Origin of the sequence: Burkholderia sp. HMSC10F09, from assembly GCF_001806955.1 — a bacterium.
Taxonomy (GTDB): domain Bacteria; phylum Pseudomonadota; class Gammaproteobacteria; order Burkholderiales; family Burkholderiaceae; genus Burkholderia; species Burkholderia multivorans.
In genome coordinates this window covers 1-18,962 of sequence record NZ_KV786726.1, presented here as the reverse complement: position 1 = coordinate 18,962, position 18,962 = coordinate 1, and the positions used below count along the sequence as shown (strand labels likewise).

At 67.6% G+C, this 18,962-nt stretch carries 14 protein-coding genes; 8 read left to right on the top strand and 6 right to left on the bottom strand.

Annotated features, from left to right (window positions below):
* Positions 1-249: 249 nt before the first annotated feature.
* A complete protein-coding gene (locus HMPREF3115_RS15160; RefSeq protein ID WP_227747579.1) occupies positions 250-2,082 on the bottom strand; it encodes a YadA-like family protein in 1,833 nt (610 codons plus the stop codon).
* A 488-nt stretch (positions 2,083-2,570) separates the two neighbouring features.
* Positions 2,571-4,172: a multicopper oxidase family protein gene (locus HMPREF3115_RS15150; RefSeq protein WP_070554973.1), complete on the bottom strand. Its 1,602-nt coding sequence runs from the start codon at positions 4,170-4,172 to the stop codon at positions 2,571-2,573.
* A gap of 565 nt (positions 4,173-4,737) precedes the next feature.
* Between HMPREF3115_RS15150 and HMPREF3115_RS15145 the strand changes: the two genes are divergently transcribed.
* Entirely contained in the window at positions 4,738-4,962 is a 225-nt protein-coding gene (locus HMPREF3115_RS15145; RefSeq protein ID WP_012212852.1) for a hypothetical protein, read from the top strand.
* A 123-nt stretch (positions 4,963-5,085) separates the two neighbouring features.
* Here HMPREF3115_RS15145 and HMPREF3115_RS15140 read toward each other — a convergent pair whose 3' ends face one another.
* A complete protein-coding gene (locus tag HMPREF3115_RS15140) occupies positions 5,086-7,311 on the bottom strand; it encodes an NADP-dependent isocitrate dehydrogenase (protein ID WP_053296923.1) in 2,226 nt (741 codons plus the stop codon).
* 276 nt (positions 7,312-7,587) lie between these two features.
* Entirely contained in the window at positions 7,588-8,844 is a 1,257-nt protein-coding gene (gene icd / locus HMPREF3115_RS15135) for an NADP-dependent isocitrate dehydrogenase (RefSeq protein ID WP_006398522.1), read from the bottom strand.
* 271 nt (positions 8,845-9,115) lie between these two features.
* On the opposite strand from icd, the gene HMPREF3115_RS15130 reads away from it, so the two are divergent.
* From HMPREF3115_RS15130 to HMPREF3115_RS15115, 5 genes are all read left to right on the top strand, one after another.
* Positions 9,116-9,694: a pseudouridine synthase gene (locus HMPREF3115_RS15130; protein WP_006410687.1), complete on the top strand. Its 579-nt coding sequence runs from the start codon at positions 9,116-9,118 to the stop codon at positions 9,692-9,694.
* A gap of 280 nt (positions 9,695-9,974) precedes the next feature.
* Positions 9,975-10,187 carry a hypothetical protein gene (locus HMPREF3115_RS29355; RefSeq protein WP_006398520.1) on the top strand — a complete coding sequence of 71 codons (213 nt, stop codon included), beginning with the start codon at positions 9,975-9,977 and terminating at the stop codon, positions 10,185-10,187.
* A 158-nt stretch (positions 10,188-10,345) separates the two neighbouring features.
* On the top strand, positions 10,346-10,846 hold the full coding sequence (locus tag HMPREF3115_RS15125; RefSeq protein ID WP_006405897.1) for a DUF192 domain-containing protein: 501 nt from the start codon (positions 10,346-10,348) through the stop codon (positions 10,844-10,846).
* A gap of 222 nt (positions 10,847-11,068) precedes the next feature.
* Positions 11,069-13,174 (top strand): elongation factor G, encoded by a 2,106-nt coding sequence (fusA, locus tag HMPREF3115_RS15120; RefSeq protein WP_006398518.1) that lies wholly within the window; start codon positions 11,069-11,071, stop codon positions 13,172-13,174.
* 159 nt (positions 13,175-13,333) lie between these two features.
* The gene (locus HMPREF3115_RS15115) at positions 13,334-14,347 is read left to right on the top strand and encodes a HoxN/HupN/NixA family nickel/cobalt transporter (protein WP_070554988.1); all 1,014 of its coding nucleotides are present in this window, start codon (positions 13,334-13,336) and stop codon (positions 14,345-14,347) included.
* Between the two features lie 19 nt (positions 14,348-14,366).
* Here the strand turns inward: HMPREF3115_RS15115 and HMPREF3115_RS15110 are convergent, their stop codons facing one another.
* Positions 14,367-15,212: an aldo/keto reductase gene (locus tag HMPREF3115_RS15110; RefSeq protein ID WP_070554971.1), complete on the bottom strand. Its 846-nt coding sequence runs from the start codon at positions 15,210-15,212 to the stop codon at positions 14,367-14,369.
* 166 nt (positions 15,213-15,378) lie between these two features.
* Here HMPREF3115_RS15110 and HMPREF3115_RS15105 point away from each other — a divergent pair, with 166 nt between their 5' ends.
* A complete protein-coding gene (locus HMPREF3115_RS15105) occupies positions 15,379-16,125 on the top strand; it encodes a GntR family transcriptional regulator (RefSeq protein ID WP_006398515.1) in 747 nt (248 codons plus the stop codon).
* A gap of 25 nt (positions 16,126-16,150) precedes the next feature.
* Here HMPREF3115_RS15105 and HMPREF3115_RS15100 read toward each other — a convergent pair whose 3' ends face one another.
* A complete protein-coding gene (locus HMPREF3115_RS15100) occupies positions 16,151-17,542 on the bottom strand; it encodes a CoA transferase (RefSeq protein ID WP_070554970.1) in 1,392 nt (463 codons plus the stop codon).
* 139 nt (positions 17,543-17,681) lie between these two features.
* On the opposite strand from HMPREF3115_RS15100, the gene HMPREF3115_RS15095 reads away from it, so the two are divergent.
* Positions 17,682-18,914, top strand: coding sequence for a citrate/2-methylcitrate synthase (locus HMPREF3115_RS15095; RefSeq protein ID WP_070554968.1), 1,233 nt, complete (start codon positions 17,682-17,684; stop codon positions 18,912-18,914).
* Positions 18,915-18,962 lie beyond the last annotated feature (48 nt).

The following is an 18,962-nucleotide window of genomic DNA, read 5'->3' as shown; positions in this document are numbered from 1 at the left end:
GGGCAACGGATTTCGGACGAAGAAACCCGGCGAGATGCCGGGTTTCTTTTTTTGTGCGTCGTACGTGCGCCATGTCGATTGATCGGCGAGTTTGCACAATGGCGGCGCAAGCTTTGCGATTGTCCGCATAGGCGTGCAAATCGATTTTGTCGACGCGCGCGACCGTTTTACCGATTCACGATCGCGCGCGCCGTCATCATCGCGCAATATTTACATGCGCGTTTATCGAGCGCATGTGTCGCCGTGGCGTTACCAGCTGTATGAGGCGCCCGCGCCCCACGTCGTCGTCGCGGCATTCAGGCTCGCGCCGGCACGCAGCTTGAGGTTCTCGCCGAACCGCACCGATGCGCCGAGCGCGACGGCCTGATAGCCGAGGTAGCCGCCCGTACCGATCCCGACGGCGATCGTCTTGCCCGTGTCGACGTCGGGAATCATCGACAGCGCGGTCGCCGCCGCGACGCCGCCGTATGCGCGCCGTGCAACCGAGTGAAGCTGCCGCATGTTGACCGCATCCGAAGGCAGCACGCCGTCCGCGACATGCACGATCTTCCGCTCGCGCCCCGCTGCGCCGACCGACACCGTATCGTCGCGATCCGCGACCGACGCGCGGCCGAGCGCGACCGAATTCGTGCCGCTCGCCACGGCGTCCGAACCGAGCGCGATGCTGTGTGCGGCCGTCGCCGACGCGCCGTTTCCGACGCTCGTGCTGCGATCGCCGACCGCCGTCGCGTCGGCGCCGATCGCGGTGCTTCGGAAGCCGGCAGCTTGTGCGCGAGCGCCCGTCGCGAGGCCGTCGTTGCCCGTTGCGGTCGCCGCTACGCCGACTGCGACTCCGCCGGTGCCGCCTACGCGCGCACCGGCGCCGAGTACGGTGCTGTCTGCGCCTTCCGCGTGCGCGCCCACGCCAATCGCGATGCCGCTGCTTGCCGTCGCATGCGCATCGGCGCCGATCGCAACGTTGCCATCGCTCGTCGCGATCGCGCGACGGCCCATCGCGAGGCTCGCGTCGCCGAGCGCCGACGCGTCGATGCCGAATGCGGCACTGTCCGCGCCTGCCGCACGCGACGCCGCGCCAATCGCGGCACCGTTCGCGCCGTTCGCATTCGCGTTCGCGCCGACTGCGATGCCGTGCTCCGCCGATGCGCTCGCGGCAACGCCGATCGCGACACCATCCGACGCCGACGCGTTGGCGCCGCCGCCGATCGCGAGGCTCCCGTCGCCGAGCGCCGATGCGTTCGTGCCGAATGCCGCGCTGTCGACGCCCGCAGCGTTCGACGACACACCGACGGCCGCCGCATCGCTCCCGCTCGCATTCGCGCTCGAGCCGAGCGCAATGCCGTGCTCCGCCGACGCGTCCGCCGCGACGCCGATCGCCACACCGCCCGATGCCTGCGCGTTTGCGCCGTGGCCGACCGCGACGCTGCCGTCGTCGAGTGCCGATGCCTCCGCACCGAGCGCGATGCTGCCCGTGCCCTCCGCGCTCGCCGAGCCGCCGATCGCGACCGTCTCGTCCGCGAAAGCGTTCGCCGCCGTCCCCAGCGCGATGCTGTCGAACTCGTTCGCACTTGCGCCGCTGCCGAGCGCGATGCTTCCGTCGCCGAACGCCGCCGCGTCCGCGCCGAGCGCGGTGCTCGCCGCACCCGTCGCACTCGATTGCACACCCACCGCCGTACTGCCCGACGAGGCGGCCAGCGCCAGCGTACCGGCAGCCATGCTCTGTTCTCCCTTCGCCTTCGCGCCGGCACCGACCGCAACGGCATCCGCATGATGCGCCGCGGCCGCGACACCTGCGGCCAGGCTTGCATCGCCTGCCGCCCACGCCCGCGGACCGAGCGCGATGCTGTCGGCGCCGGCAGCGAGCGCGTTGCCGCCGATCGCGAAACTGTTCGGCCCCGGCGCGCGTGCACGCGTGCCGTTCATGTCACGCGCGTTCCGCGCATCGACGACGATCGCGATGCCGTCGCCGGGTGCCAGAACGTTCGCGTCGGCTCGCAGGATCGTGTCGGCGGACACGCTGCGCGACAGCGGCGGCGCATCGGCATACCGCTGCGCGTATGCGTCGGGAACGGCCCATCCGAGCATGCCGGCCACGCCGGATGCCAGCGCGCGGCGGGCGCGCGACCGCGCGGAGCACCCGCATCGCGACTCGTCTTTCGCACTGAAGGTGTTCGTGTTGATGCCTCGGTCTCTCGTAGTTTTCATCGTTTTCCTAATCGTATTTTTCGGTCTTCGGCACATGTCGAATCCGCATCGGAAATTGGAAGCGACTTGCGCCGCACATGAACCGCCGCGAAGCGCACCGACGCCCGACGCTCAGGACTTCGCGTGCGAGCCGGCGGCGGAAATCGAGTATAGGGACGGCGACACGTCGCACATATCTGACGCGTACCAATATTTATGGGACAACTAACTCAATTCGCATTTGACCGATAGGACAAGACAAATCATTACGCTGCGCGCGCTCCAGTGTCGCCAGAGAAAGAAAAAGCCGCGCATCGACAACGATGCGCGGCCTGCTTTCCCGAGAACGGCGAACGCCGGATGTCGACGACACCCGGACGACCGATACGTCAGACGACCTTCAGCGTACCCATCATGCCGAGGTCTTCGTGTTCGAGAATGTGGCAGTGGAACATGCGTTCGCCGGCCATATCCTGCGTCGTCAGGATCGTCACGGTCTCGCCGCTGCGGACGTTCACGGTGTCGCGCCATGCGCGGAACGGCTCGGCCGTGCGCGCGCCTTCCGTCGCGCGCTCGATCACCTGGAACTGCGTGCCGTGCAGATGGAACGGATGATCCATGTCGGTGGCGTTACGTATCGTCCAGCGTTCGACGTCGCCGCGGCGGCTCGTCAGCGTGACGCGCCCCGGCGCATAGGTGTCGCCGTTGATCGTGAAACGCATGCCCGCCGGACGACCATGCGCGCCAGGCTTCATCATCGCGTCCATGTCCATCTCTTCGCCGAACGCGACCTCCTTGTGCGCGACCGGCTCGCCGAGCGGCGGCACCGTGCGCAGCGTCGCGGGCAACTCGCGCGGCGCAGCCGGCGCGAACACGACGTCGGCCAATGCGCGGGCGGGATCGGGCGGCAGGCTGCCGTGGCCGTCGTCGTGCGACATCGCCATCTTGCCGCGATCGTACTCGGCTGCCTGCAGCACCGCACGCGACGCGCGGTCGCCGGCCCGAACCAGCATCTCCGCGCGCTCGCCCGGTGCGAGCAGCAGCGACGTGACGCGACGCGGCGCGCCGAACAGGCCGCCGTCGGTGCCGACATGCTCGAACGCGCGGCCGTCGTCGAACGCGACGCGCAGGTAGCGCGCGCTGCACGCGTTCCACACGCGCCAGCGTTCGTCGCCGGCGACCTCGATCCGCGGCCGGCGCGCACCGTTGACGAGCACGAACTGCCCTTCACGACCGTTCATCCAGTCCATCATGTCGTTCGGCGGAATCGTCCCGTCGCGCGCGAGCTTCAGATCGGACACGAACAGGTGGCGCTCGGGCCAGCCCGCGAGCGGATCGTCGGCCGCACGCACGACGAACGGCCCCGCGAGCCCGCGGAACACCTGTTCGGCCGTCATCATGTGCGGATGCGGGTGATACCAGTACGTGCCCGCGCTGCCCTTCGGCAGCGTGAAGCGATAGACGCGCGACGCGCCCGGCGCAACGGCATCGGACGGATTGCCGTCCTGATCGGGCGGCACCGGCAGGCCGTGCCAGTGAATCGTCGACGGCTGCGGCAGCTTGTTCTCGAACCGGATCTCGACCGTATCGCCCTCGCGCACGTCGATCAGCGGACCGACGACGGGGCCGTCGGCGCCGGCGCCGAACTGCCAGAACGTCGTCGGGCGCGCACCGCGCAGCAGCGGCCGCGCGACCGGCTGCGCGGTCAGCGTCGCGCGGAACGTGCCCGGCTCGCGACTTTCGTTGACGAGCGTGCGCAAGACGGCCAGCGGCGCGCCGGCCGGCAGCGCATCGGCTGCCGCCAGCGCCGCAGGCGCGGGCCGGTTAGCGTGCTGCCCGTGCCCGGACATGCCGCCCATTCCCGGCATGTCCCGCATGTCGTCCATGCCCGCCATACCGGCATGTCCCGCATGTTGCGTCCATGCACCGCGTGCGACGAGCGATGCCGCCGCGACCCCGATCGCGCGCGACAGAAAGGTTCTTCGAATCATCAATCGTTCCTCGTTGTTCGTGCGGCGGCAGCGGCGCCACGCGGACGGGCCGCATACCGCGGGCACGATGCGAAGCCGTGCCCCGCGCCATCATAACCGCGCGTCCGTACCGCGACGCGCGAGCGCCGCTCGAGCGGCGATACGTCGCAGCGCAGCCTGCGCATCGCGCGCCGGTTCTGCGCTCAGCGCATGGCGATTCCCGCCTATTGGGCGCGCCCGCATGCTCGTCAATCGCCAAACCGCCGATTTTTCACGATGCGGAAAGAATCACTGCGTTATAAAAACTCGTGGTGCATGGCACAAATTCCCCATTTCGCGATGCCGAAAAACGTTCCGCAATACAAAACGAAGCACGTATCCCTTTGTTTTTACAAGAACAATTTTCTATCGAGTCGCCGTTCTACGCGCACCATCCGGACCGTCGCCGGACGTAGACTTTGTTCCATGCACTGACGCTTCGCGAGGATGGTCGATACCGGACCGGACGCAAGCAGCCAGTCGAGCCAGGGCCGGTCGAACCGGCGGCACGCACAGAATCGCTTGTGATCAGAAAGGGAGAACGGAAATGATGGGATTTCGCTTTGGTTCAGCGCTCGGGTCGTTCTACATCCTGCCGGGTAACGGCGGCTGGGAAGCGACGTTCGGCAACGCCGTGCTCGGCGCGTTCTCGTGCCCGGAACACGCGGCAGACCACATCTCTCGCGGCGACTGCCCGCAGTTGTCCGACCTCGATACCGCGACGCTCGAAGTGCCGCACGAAATCGCCGAGTGGGAAGTCGTCCACGTCTGAATGACGCGTCACCCAAGCAAAACGCCCCGGACCTCCGGGGCGTTTCTCGTTGCGCTCGGGCTGCCGTCCGTCGGGCGGCAGCCGGTCAGCGCCGGCGCATCCGCCGGCCGGCGCCGGTCGCGATCAGAGCGCGTCGACGATCGCGTTGAGCGTCGCGCTCGGGCGCATCGCCTGGCTCGTCAGCTCGACGTTCGGGCGATAGTAGCCGCCGATGTTCTGCGGCTTGCCTTGTGCGGCCGACAGTTCCTCGAGAATGCGCGCCTCGTTGTCGGCGAGCGCCTTCGCGACACCCTCGAACTGCGCCTTCAGCGCCGCATCCTCGTCCTGCGCGGCGAGCGCCTGCGCCCAGTAGAGGCACAGGTAGAAGTGGCTGCCGCGGTTGTCGAGGCCGCCCACCTTGCGCGCCGGCGACTTGTTCTCGTCGAGGAACTTGCCGGTCGCCTGGTCGAGCGTCTTCGCGAGCACGAGCGCCTTCGGGTTCTGGTACGCGTTGCCGAGGTGTTCGAGCGACGCCGCGAGCGCGAGGAATTCGCCAAGCGAATCCCAGCGCAGGAAGCCTTCCTCGACGAACTGCTGCACGTGCTTCGGCGCCGAGCCGCCTGCGCCCGTCTCGAACATCCCGCCGCCCGCCATCAGCGGCACGATCGACAGCATCTTCGCGCTGGTGCCGAGCTCCATGATCGGGAACAGGTCGGTGAGGTAGTCGCGCAGCACGTTGCCGGTGACGGAGATCGTGTCCTTACCCGCGCGGATGCGCTCGAGCGAGAAACGCGTCGCTTCGACCGGCGTCATGATGCGGATGTCGAGACCGTTCGTGTCGTGATCCTTCAGGTAACGCTCGACCTTCGCGATGATCTGCGCGTCGTGCGCGCGCGCCGGATCGAGCCAGAACACGGCCGGCGCGCCGGTCGCGCGTGCGCGGTTCACCGCGAGCTTGACCCAGTCCTGCACCGGCGCGTCCTTCGTCTGGCACATGCGCCAGATGTCGCCCGACTCGACCGCATGCTCGAGCAGCACGTTGCCCGCTTCGTCGATCACGCGCACGACACCGTCGGCCGGGATCTGGAAGGTCTTGTCGTGCGAACCGTATTCCTCGGCCGCCTGCGCCATCAGGCCGACGTTCGGCACGCTGCCCATCGTGACCGGATCGAACGCGCCGTGCTGCTTGCAGTCCTCGATCACGGCCTGGTAGACGCCCGCGTAGCAACGGTCCGGAATCACGGCCTTCGCGTCGTACAGTTCGCCGTCCGGGCCCCACATGCGGCCCGACTCGCGGATCATCGCCGGCATCGATGCGTCGACGATCACGTCGCTCGGCACGTGCAGGTTCGTGATGCCCTTGTCGGAGTTCACCATGGCGAGACGCGGACGCACCGCGTACTCGGCCTTGATGTCGGCTTCGATCGCTTCGCGCGTGTCGGCCGGCAGGTCCTTCAGGCGCGCGTACAGATCGCCGATGCCGTTGTTCGGGTTGAAGCCCGCCTTGGCCAGCACGTCCGCATGCTTTTCGAGCGCGTCGCGATAGAACACCGAGACGACCTGACCGAACAGGATCGGATCGGACACCTTCATCATCGTCGCCTTCAGGTGCACGGAGAACAGCACGTCCTGCGCCTTCGCGTCCGCGATCTGCGCTTCGAGGAAGCTGCGCAGCGCCTTGCGGCTCATCACCGACGCGTCGATCACTTCACCGGCCTTCACGGCCGTCTTTTCCTTGAGGACCTTCTTCACGCCGTCGGCCGTGGTCAGCTCGATCTTCACGCTGCCCGGCTCGGCGATCAGCGCCGACTTCTCGCTGCCGTAGAAGTCGCCTTCCGTCATGTGCGCGACGTGCGCCTTCGAGCTCGACTGCCATGCGCCCATCTTGTGGGGGTGCTTGCGTGCGTAGTTCTTCACCGACAGCGGCGCACGGCGATCGGAGTTGCCTTCGCGCAGCACCGGGTTTACCGCGCTGCCCTTGATCTTGTCGTAACGGGCCTTGATCGCCTTCTCTTCGTCGGTCGACGGCTCTTCCGGATAGGCCGGCAGCTTGTAGCCCTGTGCCTGCAGCTCGGCGATCGCAGCCTTCAGCTGCGGCACCGACGCGCTGATGTTCGGCAGCTTGATGATGTTCGCCTCGGGCTTCAGCGTGAGCTGGCCGAGCTCGGCCAGATCGTCGGAACCCTTCTGCTCGGGCGGCAGGATGTCTGCAAATGCCGCGATGATGCGGCCCGCGAGCGAAATGTCGCGCGTTTCGACGGCGACGCCGGACGAACGCGTGAAGGCCTTGACGATCGGCAGCAGCGAATAGGTCGCGAGCGCGGGCGCTTCGTCGGTGAGCGTGTAGATGATCTTGGGCGAAGTGGACATGGTCGATGCGTTGCTACGTGAAAGTGGGACTGAAGATCGCCGGCGGTAACCGGCGGGGAGCGACCGGGTCGGTCGCGAAAAGGGGCGCGCCGGCTAGCCGGGCGGGAATGTTGCGAGGGCCGTCATGTTCTACCTTGCAGGGCTTGCGAGCCGCCTCGCGGCGCCGCGACCCGGAGCCCGGGCCGCCCTGCCAAAGCTGCCATCCACGAAACGCCCCGGCGCCGGCAGCAGGCGCCGGGGCGGCCGGCTGCGCGCCGGCCCACCCCGGAAGGGGTCTTACATGTTCTCGATCAGCACCTCGCCGAAACCGGAGCACGATACCTGCGTCGCCCCTTCCATCAGGCGCGCGAAGTCGTACGTGACGCGCTTCTGCAGGATCGACTTCTCCATCGCGGCGATGATCGTGTCGGCCGCTTCCGTCCAGCCGAGGTGGCGCAGCATCATTTCGGCCGACAGGATCTCGGAACCGGGGTTCACGTAATCCTTGCCCGCGTACTTCGGCGCCGTGCCGTGCGTCGCTTCGAACATCGCGACCGAATCCGACAGGTTCGCGCCGGGCGCGATGCCGATGCCGCCGACCTGCGCGGCCAACGCGTCCGAAATATAGTCGCCGTTCAGGTTCAGCGTCGCGATCACGTCGTATTCGGCCGGGCGCAGCAGGATCTGCTGCAGGAACGCGTCGGCGATCGAATCCTTGATCACGATCTCGCCGCCCGTCTTCGGGTTCTTCACGCGCATCCACGGGCCGCCGTCGATCAGCTCGCCGCCGAATTCCTTCTGCGCGAGCGCGTACCCGGCGTCACGGAACAGGCCTTCCGTGAACTTCATGATGTTGCCCTTGTGCACCAGCGTGACCGACTTGCGATCGTTGTCGATCGCGTACTGGATCGCCTTGCGCACGAGCCGCTCGGTGCCTTCCGTCGACACGGGCTTCACGCCGATCCCCGACGTTTCCGGGAAGCGGATCTTCTTCACGCCCATCTCGTCGCGCAGGAACGCGATCACCTTCTTCGCCTGCTCCGAACCGGCCGGCCATTCGATGCCGGCGTAGATGTCTTCCGAGTTCTCGCGGAAGATCACCATGTCGATCTTTTCCGGCTCGCGCACCGGTGACGGCACGCCCTTGAAGTACCGCACCGGCCGCAGGCACACGTACAGATCGAGCTCCTGGCGCAGCGCGACGTTCAGCGAACGGATGCCGCCGCCGACCGGCGTCGTCAGCGGCCCCTTGATCGACACGACGTATTCCTTCAGCACCTGCAGCGTCTCGTCCGGCAGCCACACGTCCGGACCGTACACCTTGGTCGCCTTCTCGCCCGCGTAGATCTCCATCCAGTGGATCTTGCGCTTGCCCTTGTACGCCGCCTCGACCGCCGCATCGACCACCTTGATCATGACCGGCGTGATGTCGAAGCCCGTCCCGTCGCCTTCGATATAGGGAATGATCGGCTGATCGGAAACGTTGAGCGTGAAATCCTGGTTGACGGTGATCTTGTCACCGCCGTCCGGAACCTTGATGTGCTGATACGGCATGATCGACTCCAGTGACGTGGCTGAGCAGGTGTTGCTGGTCGAAGCTGCGCGCGCCGCAGGAGCAAGGCCTGAGCTCCTCCGGCGCCGACAGCGAGCCGCTATTCTAGCGCCCCAACCGGGCACGGCGGCACGAAGCGCGGTGCTGCGTATCAAGTCTTCACTTATGTCTTATATAAGACAGATGACTTGCCGTTCCGTATTATGCATTAAGATTCCGCCATTTGCCATAGAGCGCCCGCCGCCCCGCGCGCCGCGGGCCTGCGTGCCGCCCATGACCCTGATCGCCCTCAACAAGCCGTTCGGCACGATTTGCCAGTTTTCCGCGCACGAAACGCGGCCGTCGCTCGGCGACTGGGTAAAAGCGCCCGGCGTCTATCCGGCCGGCCGCCTCGACGCGGACAGCGAAGGCCTGCTGCTGCTCACCGACGACGGCGCGCTGCAGGCGCGCATCGCGGAGCCGCGCCACAAGCTCGTGAAACGCTACTGGGCGCAGGTCGAGGGCGCGCCGGGCCCAGCCGACCTGAAAGCGCTCGCGCGCGGCGTCGATCTCGGCGACTACGTGACGCGCCCGTGCCGCGCCGAATTCATCGAACCGCCCGAGACGCTATGGCCGCGCAACCCGCCGATCCGCTACCGCGCGGCGATCCCGACGACCTGGATCGAACTCGCGATCACCGAAGGCAAGAACCGGCAGGTGCGCAGGATGACCGCGGCGGTCGGCTTCCCGACGTTGCGCCTCGTGCGCGTCGGCATCGGCGCGCTCGACATATTCGCGCTCGGCATTGCACCCGGCGAAACAATCGCGCTGCCGCCGCGCGCGCCGTGGGACGGTTTCGCACGCGCAACCTGAGCGGCACGACGCGCGCGCACTTTTCCTCATCTTTTTCGTCAACCGCCTGCGAAGATCGCGCGTTAAACGACGCAGATGCCACCCTGAGCTATCCGGCATTGGCGGCCGAATCCGCGTTTGCGTCACGAAACCGACGTTTTCGTCGAATACGATTCGGCGCCCGCAGCGCAAAGAGAAATTTCTCGGAGCGTCTGTCAACCGAAAGGTGGATGGCACCGTTAGACGTCATGACTCCTATGCCGGGTCATTTGGTTAATTAACTAAAGCTGAGGAACACAACATGAACAAACTGATCGCCGCTCTGGTCGCTGGTCTCTTCGCAACGGCTGCTTTCGCACAAGCTTCGGCTCCGGAAGCTGCTTCGGCTGCTGCTCCGGCAGCTGCTTCGGCACCGGCAAAGCACAAGGCTGCGAAGAAGCACCACGCCAAGAAGCACCACGCAGCGAAGAAGGCTGCTAGCGAAGCCGAAGCCCCGGCAGCTGCTTCGAACTAAGCAAGCTGGTTGTAATAACGCAGTCAAGAACACACGTTCGTGCCGTTCTTACGGCGTTGAAAGGCAGATCACCGCGAGGCGATCTGCCTTTTTCTTTTTGTGCCCGGTGGTGCGGATCGCGTACCATGCGGTCTCGTTTTCCAGATAGGAGCCCTGCTGTGCGATTCTCCCTGCGCTCGTCGCTCGGCCGCCTTGCGCGCGCCGCCGTGTTTCCCGCCGCACTCGCCGTGCTCGCGCTCGGCATGCAGAGCGCCGGCGCGCAAATACCGCCCGGCGCGAAGCAGCCCAGCGAGTTCCCGCGCGTGAAGCTGCGTGCCGGCATGTACGTGATCGATGCGGCCGTCGCCGCGAACGACGCCGACCGCGAACAGGGGCTGATGTACCGCTCGCAGCTCGCGCCGAACGAAGGGATGCTGTTCGTGTTCAACGAGAACGCCGTGCACTGCTTCTGGATGAAGAACACGCTGATCCCGCTGTCGATCGCGTTCATCCGCGCCGACGGCACGATCACGGACATCGACGAGATGCAGGCCGAGACGACCGACAACCACTGCCCGCGCAACAACGGCGTCTATGCGCTCGAAATGAGCAAGGGCTGGTTCGCCGCGAAGGGCATCAAGCCCGGCATGAAGCTCGAAGGGCTGCCGAAGCCGCAGTAACGCGCAGCGCCCGCGCGCGGGCCGCGCCCTGCCCCGCCCGAAACCGGCTGCGTCGCGCGCCGGTTTTTTTTCGTCCGCCGGCGGCGGCGCCGGCTTGATTCCGCGGTCGCGGCCCGCATCTGCAAAAGCCGCGCGCAAGCGCTATCCTTGAAGTCTCGCTTGTTTCCAAGCCCGGACCGGCGCAGCCGGCCCGCTTACGATCCGAACCACCAGGAGGTTCACGTGCCCCGCAAAACCCCCATCGAGCGCTATCGCAACATCGGGATCAGCGCTCACATCGATGCCGGCAAGACCACGACGACCGAGCGCATCCTGTTTTACACCGGCGTGAGCCACAAGATCGGTGAAGTGCACGACGGTGCGGCCACGATGGACTGGATGGAGCAGGAGCAGGAACGCGGCATCACGATCACGTCGGCTGCGACCACCGCTTTCTGGAAAGGCATGGCCGGCAACTATCCGGAACACCGGATCAATATCATCGATACGCCCGGGCACGTCGACTTCACGATCGAGGTCGAGCGCTCGATGCGCGTGCTCGACGGCGCGTGCATGGTTTACGACTCGGTCGGCGGCGTGCAGCCCCAGTCCGAAACCGTGTGGCGCCAGGCGAACAAGTACAAGGTGCCGCGCATCGCGTTCGTCAACAAGATGGACCGCGTCGGCGCGGACTTCTTCCGCGTGCAGCGGCAGATCGGCGAGCGGCTGAAAGGCGTCGCGGTGCCGATCCAGATTCCGATCGGTGCGGAAGATCATTTCCAGGGCGTCGTCGATCTCGTGAAGATGAAGGCGATCGTCTGGGACGACGAAAGCCAGGGCGTGAAGTTCACGTACGAGGACATTCCCGCGAACCTCGTCGATCTCGCACACGAGTGGCGCGAGAAGATGGTCGAGGCGGCCGCCGAGGCGAGCGAGGAATTGCTCGAGAAGTATCTGCACGACCACGAATCGCTGACCGAGGACGAGATCAAGGCTGCGCTGCGCCAGCGCACGATCGCCAACGAGATCGTGCCGATGCTGTGCGGCAGCGCGTTCAAGAACAAGGGCGTGCAGGCGATGCTCGACGCCGTGATCGACTATCTGCCGTCGCCGGTCGACGTGCCCGCGATCCTCGGCCATACGCTCGACGATCAGGAAGCGGAACGCCATCCGAGCGACGACGAGCCGTTCTCCGCGCTCGCGTTCAAGATCATGACCGACCCGTTCGTCGGCCAGCTGATCTTCTTCCGTGTGTACTCGGGCGTCGTCAACTCGGGCGACACCGTGCTGAACGCGACGAAGGACAAGAAGGAGCGGCTCGGCCGGATCCTGCAGATGCACGCGAACGAGCGCAAGGAAATCAAGGAAGTGCGCGCGGGCGACATCGCGGCGGCCGTCGGCCTGAAGGAAGCGACGACCGGCGACACGCTGTGCGACCCGGCCAAGCCGATCATCCTCGAGAAGATGGAATTCCCGGAGCCGGTGATCTCGCAAGCCGTCGAGCCGAAGACGAAGGCCGACCAGGAGAAGATGGGCCTCGCGCTGAACCGCCTCGCGCAGGAAGATCCGTCGTTCCGCGTGCAGACCGACGAGGAATCGGGGCAGACGATCATCTCGGGGATGGGCGAGCTCCACCTCGAAATTCTGGTCGACCGGATGAAGCGCGAATTCGGCGTCGAGGCGACGGTCGGCAAGCCGCAGGTCGCGTATCGCGAGACGGTGCGCACGACGGCCGCCGACGTCGAGGGCAAGTTCGTCAAGCAGTCGGGCGGGCGCGGCCAGTACGGTCACGCGGTGATCACGCTCGAGCCGAATCCCGGCAAGGGCTATGAGTTCCTCGACGAGATCAAGGGCGGCGTGATTCCGCGCGAATTCATTCCGGCGGTCAACAAGGGCATCGAGGAAACGCTGAAGAGCGGCGTGCTCGCGGGCTACCCGGTCGTCGACGTGAAGGTGCATCTGACGTTCGGTTCGTACCACGACGTCGATTCGAACGAAAACGCGTTCCGCATGGCCGGCTCGATGGCCTTCAAGGAAGCGATGCGCCGCGCGAAGCCGGTGCTGCTCGAACCGATGATGGCCGTCGAAGTGGAGACGCCCGAGGACTTCATGGGCAACGTGATGGGCGACCTGTCGAGCCGGCGCGGCATCGTGCAGGGGATGGAGGACATCGCCGGCGGCGGCGGCAAGCTCGTGCGCGCCGAAGTGCCGCTCGCGGAGATGTTCGGCTATTCGACGGCACTGCGCTCGGCCACGCAAGGTCGCGCGACCTACACGATGGAGTTCAAGCACTACGCCGAAACGCCGACGAACGTGTCCGAAGCGGTGATCAACGCGAAGACGAAATAAGCACGACGTTCGTCGCGACGCATGAAAGCCCGTCCGGTTCCGGACGGGCTTTTTTCCGCGCGCCGGCCGCCGTCGCGTCGTGCGCGCCGCGCCGTCCGCACGCCGCGCATTTTTTTCGCGTGCCACAATGGCCGGCGTATCGTCCGATGGAACCTGCCGATGTTGTCCGCCACGCCTGCGCTGCGCCGCCTGCTGATCCTCTATGCGGGGCTGATCGCCGCCAATGCGGCCGTCTGGCTATGGGCGCTCGCGGTGCTGCGCGCGCATCCGCTGCTGCTCGGCACGGCGGCGATCGCCTACGGGCTCGGACTGCGTCATGCGGTCGACGCCGACCACATCGCGGCGATCGACGTCGCGACGCGCAAGCTCATGCACGACGGCCGGCGCCCGCTGACGGTCGGCCTCGCGTTCTCGCTCGGCCACTCGACGGTCGTGATCGCCGCGACGCTCGGCATCGCGCTCACCGCGTTCGCGCTACGCACGCGCTTCGATGCATTTCGCGACATCGGCGGGACGATCGGCACGGCCGTGTCGGCGACGTTCCTGCTCGCGCTCGCCTGCGTGAACCTGATGATTCTGCGCGACGTCTGGCGGCGCTACCGCCGCGCGCCGGCCCACGCACACGACGTCGCGCATCGGCATCGGCGAGACGGCCTGCTGTCGCGCCTGCTGCGCCCGCTGTTCCGCTTCGTCTCGAAGAGCTGGCACATGTATCCGATCGGCGTGCTGTTCGGTCTCGGCTTCGACACCGCGACCGAAATCGGCCTGCTCGCGATCGCGGCCGCGCAGGCGAGCCAGGGCTTGCCGATCTATACGGTGATGCTGTTTCCCGCGCTGTTCACGGCCGGCATGACGCTGATCGATTCGACCGACAACGTACTGATGATTCATGCGTACGGGTGGGCAATGGACGACCCGCAGCGCAAATTGCTCTACAACGCGAGCATCACGCTCGTGTCGGCGATCGTCGCGCTCGCGATTGGCGGCATCGAAGCGGCCGGGCTGCTCGCCGACAAGCTCGCGCTCACGGGCCCCGTGCGCGACGCGCTCGATGCGCTCGGCGAACGCTTCGGCACGCTCGGCTACGCGATCGTCGCGCTGTTTATCGTCTGCTGGATCGCGTCGATCCTGTTCCACCGCTGGCAGCGCGCGGCAGGCGCGCCGGCGCGCTGAGCACCGCGCGCGCCGCCGCTCACAGCATCTCGAGCGGCCGCTTGCTGCGCGGCGCGCGGAAATACGCGTCGAGTTGCGCGTGCTCGTCGTCGGTCAGCACCAGCTCGAGCGCCGCGCGATTGTCGCGCACGTGCTCGATCCGCGACGCCTTCGGAATCGCGAACACACCCGGCTGCGCGAGTACCCACGCCAGCGCGACGCGCATCACCGACACGCCGCGCTGCCGCGCGATCTCGTCGAGCGGCGAGCGTTTCGGCAGCCGCGCGTGATCGACCGGGCTGTACGCCATCGCCGGCATCCGGTGCGCGGCAAGCCACGGCAGCAGGTCGAATTCGGGGCCGCGCCGCGCGATGTTGTAGAGGATCTGGTCGGTCGCGCACGCGGCGCCGCCCGCTTCGTCGACGAGTTCGATCATGTCCGCGGTGTCGAAGTTGCTGACGCCCCAGTGGCGTATCTTGCCGGCGCGCCGCAGCGCCTCGAAGCCTTCGACCGTCTCCTCAAGCGGCACCGAGCCGCGCCAGTGCAGCAGATACAGGTCGAGACGGTCGGTGCGCAGACGCTTCAGGCTCGCCTCGCACGCGGCGACGACACCGCGCCGGCTCGCATGGTGCGGGTAGACCTTGCTGACGAGAAACACGTCGTCGCGCAAGCCGTGCAGCGCTTCGCCGACGAGCGCTTCGGTCGCGCCTTCGCCGTACATTTCCGCGGTATCGATCAGCGTCATCCCGAGCGCGATGCCTTCGCGCAGCGCCGCGATCTCGTCCGCGCGCCGCGCCGGCCGTTCGCCCATTTCCCAGGTGCCCTGCCCGAGCTTCGGGATCGTCTCGCCGTCGGGCAGGACGACCGTGGCCATCGTGTCTGTCATGAATTCCTCGCTGCGGATTCGTGGCCGCGCACCGCGGCCGAAGCATCGAATGCGACGTATCAGTGTAGTCAATCGCCGCCGCACGCACCTGCAGGATCGCAAAAACCGGCTATAACGGCGCCGCATGATGACTTAGAATGGCCGCAACCTGATCGATACCCATTCCATGAAGGCACCCACGGACGACCGCTGGCAGGACCTGCGCCCCGACCCCGACAACGACACGCCGCTCTATCTGCAACTCGCCCGCAAGCTCGGCGATGCGATTCACGACAATCGCTGGGCGGCCGGCGAGGCGCTGCCTTCCGAACGTGTGCTGTCCGAGGCGCTCGGCGTGTCGCGGATCACCGCGCGCAAGGCGATCGCGCTGCTGGTCGAACAAGGGCTGATCCGTCGGACGCAAGGCGCCGGCAACTTCATCCGGCCGCGCTATGAAGATCCGCTGTCGCGGCTGTCGAGCTTCAGCGAAATGCTCGAGCGCCGCGGCTTCAAGCCGAGCTCGCAGTGGCTCGCGCGCGAGATCCAGCCCGCGAACCGCGACGAGGTGATTCAGCTCGGGCTGTCGCCGGCCGCGTCGGTCACGCGCCTGAAGCGGCTGCGGCTCGCGGACGGCATCGTGATGGCCGTCGAGAACTCGACGTTCCCCGCGACGCTGATTCCCGATCCCGAAGCGATCGGCGGATCGCTCTACAGCTATCTCGAAGCGCGCGGCACGCCGATCGTGCGCGCACTGCAGCACTTCCGCGCGGTCAACGCGACCGACGAGATCGCCGCGCAGATGGGCATCGCGCCGCACGACGCGCTGCTGCTGATCACGCGTATCGGCTATACGGCCGATCAGCGCGCGATCGAGCTGACCGACACGTATTGCCGCAACGACTACTACGACTTCGTCGTCGAACTTCGCAAATAGGCCAGCCGCGCTTCGCGCGCGGCGTTCAGAGCCAGCGTGCGTCGTCGCTGCCGAGCGGCACCGGCGGGCGCGCGAACGACGGCGGCGTCGCCGACAGCCGCTCGGCCGGCCGGACCGTATCGATCGTGCCGAACGTCGACGCGATGCGATCGATCCGGTCGCGCACGTCGTCGAGCGCGAGATCGCGCGCCTGCATGCCGTCCGGCACCGCGCCGAACGATTGCAGCCAGTGCCCGGTCTGCGCGAGCGACACGCGCACATGCCAGCTTCCTCCTTCGCGCGCGCGACGTATCAGCGCGATCATCGCGCCGAATGCGGCCAGGTATCCGGTCGCATGATCGAGCGCCTGGCAGGGCAGATGGCGCGGCGCGTCCGCGTGCGCGGCCTGCTGCTCGCGCCACGCGATGCCGCTCGCCGATTGCACGAGACTGTCGAAGCCGCGCCGTGCGGCCCACGGGCCCGCATGCCCGTACGCCGACACCGATACGCAGACGATGCCCGGACGCGATGCCGCCAGCGCCTCCGGTCCGAAGCCGCGCGCGGCGAGCGCGCCCGGGCGATATGCCTGCAGGAAGATGTCGGCGTCGCGCACGAGTGCACGCAGCGCGTCGACGCCCGCCGTCTCGCGCAGATCGAGCCACGCGGAGCGCTTGCCGCGACCGTTGTCGATCACGAGCGGCGCGATGTTCGGCAGGTGCGGCCCGTTCACGAGCAGCGTCTGCGCGCCGTGCGAAGCGAGCGTACGCCCCGCGACCGGCCCCGCGATGATGCGCGTCAGATCGAGCACGCGTACGCCGTCGAGCGGGCGCGCGGCGATGCCACTGCCGATCGGCTCCGGCGGCGCGTCGCCGATGCGTTCGATCTCGAACAGCGGCAGCGCCGCGATCGCGCGGGCCTGTTCGTGCGCGGCCCACTCGTCAGGCGTTCTGATCAATGCCGCGCACAGCCCGGCGTCGGCCAGCGCGGTATCGAGCGCGGCGCCGTCCCAGGTGCGGATCGCCGCGGCGACATCGGCCGGCCGTTCGCCGCAATCGAGCACGTCGAGTATGCCGTGCAGATGATGCGCAAAGTTCGCATGCAGTTGGATCCAGCGGCCATCGCGCGTCGCGTAGAAGCCCGTGACCGGATGGCGCAGCTCGGGCGGCGGTCCGTCGTCGACGCGCAAATAGCGTTCGCTGCGAAACGCGATGAGCGCGTCGCGCACCGACACGTCGACACGCTGCGCCACGCCGGTACGCAACCGATGGCATTCGGCCGCCGCGAGGCCGGCCGCCGCAATCGTCGCGGCCGCGAGCGTACCGATGCGAAACGTCGAGGGCAGGACCGGATCGTGTCCGGTCACGGCCGCTCGCGACAGCGCGTCGGCGTCGCCGTGCGCGCGTTGCCACAAATGGGTCAGTGCGTGTTCGGGTGTCATGGCGGCAGTCCGTCGTTGCGAAGACGGAATCGAGTCTAGAATTCGCCACACACGCGATCAATCTTGATTGCGCGAATCAATACATAACGAATAGTTGTAGCGCGAGCGCGCCTTATGCGCGCCGACAGGAGCGATCGACATGACGTCTCTCAGCGCGCCCGAAGCGGCCGATCGACTCGGCATCAGCGTGAGCACGCTCTACGCATACGTGAGCCGCGGGCTGCTGCGCTCGCTGCCGGACGGCGCGGGCAAGCGGCGTCGCTACGACGCCGACGAAGTGCGCCTGCTCGCGCGCCGGCGAGCCGATGCGAAACGGGCAGGCGGGGTCGCGGAGCGTTCGCTCGACTGGGGCGTACCGGTGCTCGAATCGCGAATCACGCAGATCGCCGATGGCCGCCTGCGCTACCGCGGCGCCGATGCGGTCGCACTCGCAAACGACGCGACGCTCGAAGCGACCGCCGCGCGGCTCTGGGACTGCGCACCGGCGCGGCTCACCGCCGCCTCGCTCGACGCGAGCGGCTTCGATCGCGCGCAATGGGACGACTGGGCGCGCCGCTGGGCGCATCTCGCCCCGCTCGACCGCGCGCTCGTGCTGCTGCCGGCCGCCGCCGCGTCGCTGCCGCGACTGTGGGCGCAGGAGCGCGACGCGCAGCTCGATTCGGCCGCCCTGCTGCTGCGTGTCGCGGCCGCCGCACTCGCCGGCTGTGCGCCGTCCGACGCGCCCGTGCATCGGCAACTCGCCGCTGCCTGGCGCGTGCGTCGAGGCGATCACACCGACTTGCTGCGCCGCGCGCTCGTGCTCTGCGCGGATCACGAACTGAACCCGTCGACGTTCGCGGTGCGCTGCATCGCGTCGACCGGCACGCACCTGTTCGGCGCGATCGCGGGCGGGCTCGCCGCGCTATCGGGACCGCGCCACGGCGGCGAAACGTTCCGCGCGGCGACGCTGCTCGACGAAGCGGCGCGCGCCGCCGATCTCGACCGCTACCTCGCGCTGCGGATCGCGCACGACGAACGCGCGGACGGCGGCCGCACCGCGCTGGCCGGCTTCGGGCACCCGCTGTATCCGGACGGCGATCCGCGCGCGCGGGCGCTGCTCGACGCATTGCACGCGGCGATGCCGCAGCGGCCGGCCCTGCGCGCGGCGCGCACGCTGGCCGCACGCGTCGAAGCGGCGACCGGGCTGCAGCCGACGATCGACTTTGCGCTCGCGACGCTCGAACGCGCGCTCGCGCTGCCGGACGGCGCGGCCTTCACGCTGTTTGCGGCAGGCCGCACGGCCGGCTGGATCGCGCATGCGCTCGAACAGTCGGCGAACGGCAAGCTGATCCGGCCGCGCGCACGCTACGTCGGCAACGACGCGGCCGCGTGACGCCGTCCGTCGGGCGCGTGCCGCACCGCCGGTGCGGCGCGCGCAACG

What these genes read in the sequence shown, in the direction of transcription:
- HMPREF3115_RS15130 (WP_006410687.1), top strand. Translation starts at nt 9,116, where the DNA reads ATGACCCTGATCGCCCTCAACAAGCCGTTCGGCACGATTTGCCAGTTT.
- HMPREF3115_RS15100 (WP_070554970.1), bottom strand. Translation starts at nt 17,542, where the DNA reads ATGACACCCGAACACGCACTGACCCATTTGTGGCAACGCGCGCACGGC.
- HMPREF3115_RS15140 (WP_053296923.1), bottom strand. Translation starts at nt 7,311, where the DNA reads ATGTCCACTTCGCCCAAGATCATCTACACGCTCACCGACGAAGCGCCC.
- icd (WP_006398522.1), bottom strand. Translation starts at nt 8,844, where the DNA reads ATGCCGTATCAGCACATCAAGGTTCCGGACGGCGGTGACAAGATCACC.
- HMPREF3115_RS15095 (WP_070554968.1), top strand. Translation starts at nt 17,682, where the DNA reads ATGACGTCTCTCAGCGCGCCCGAAGCGGCCGATCGACTCGGCATCAGC.
- HMPREF3115_RS15105 (WP_006398515.1), top strand. Translation starts at nt 15,379, where the DNA reads ATGAAGGCACCCACGGACGACCGCTGGCAGGACCTGCGCCCCGACCCC.
- HMPREF3115_RS15160 (WP_227747579.1), bottom strand. Translation starts at nt 2,082, where the DNA reads ATGCTCGGATGGGCCGTTCCCGACGCATACGCGCAGCGGTATGCCGAT.
- HMPREF3115_RS15145 (WP_012212852.1), top strand. Translation starts at nt 4,738, where the DNA reads ATGATGGGATTTCGCTTTGGTTCAGCGCTCGGGTCGTTCTACATCCTG.
- HMPREF3115_RS29355 (WP_006398520.1), top strand. Translation starts at nt 9,975, where the DNA reads ATGAACAAACTGATCGCCGCTCTGGTCGCTGGTCTCTTCGCAACGGCT.
- HMPREF3115_RS15150 (WP_070554973.1), bottom strand. Translation starts at nt 4,172, where the DNA reads ATGATTCGAAGAACCTTTCTGTCGCGCGCGATCGGGGTCGCGGCGGCA.
- HMPREF3115_RS15115 (WP_070554988.1), top strand. Translation starts at nt 13,334, where the DNA reads ATGTTGTCCGCCACGCCTGCGCTGCGCCGCCTGCTGATCCTCTATGCG.
- HMPREF3115_RS15110 (WP_070554971.1), bottom strand. Translation starts at nt 15,212, where the DNA reads ATGACAGACACGATGGCCACGGTCGTCCTGCCCGACGGCGAGACGATC.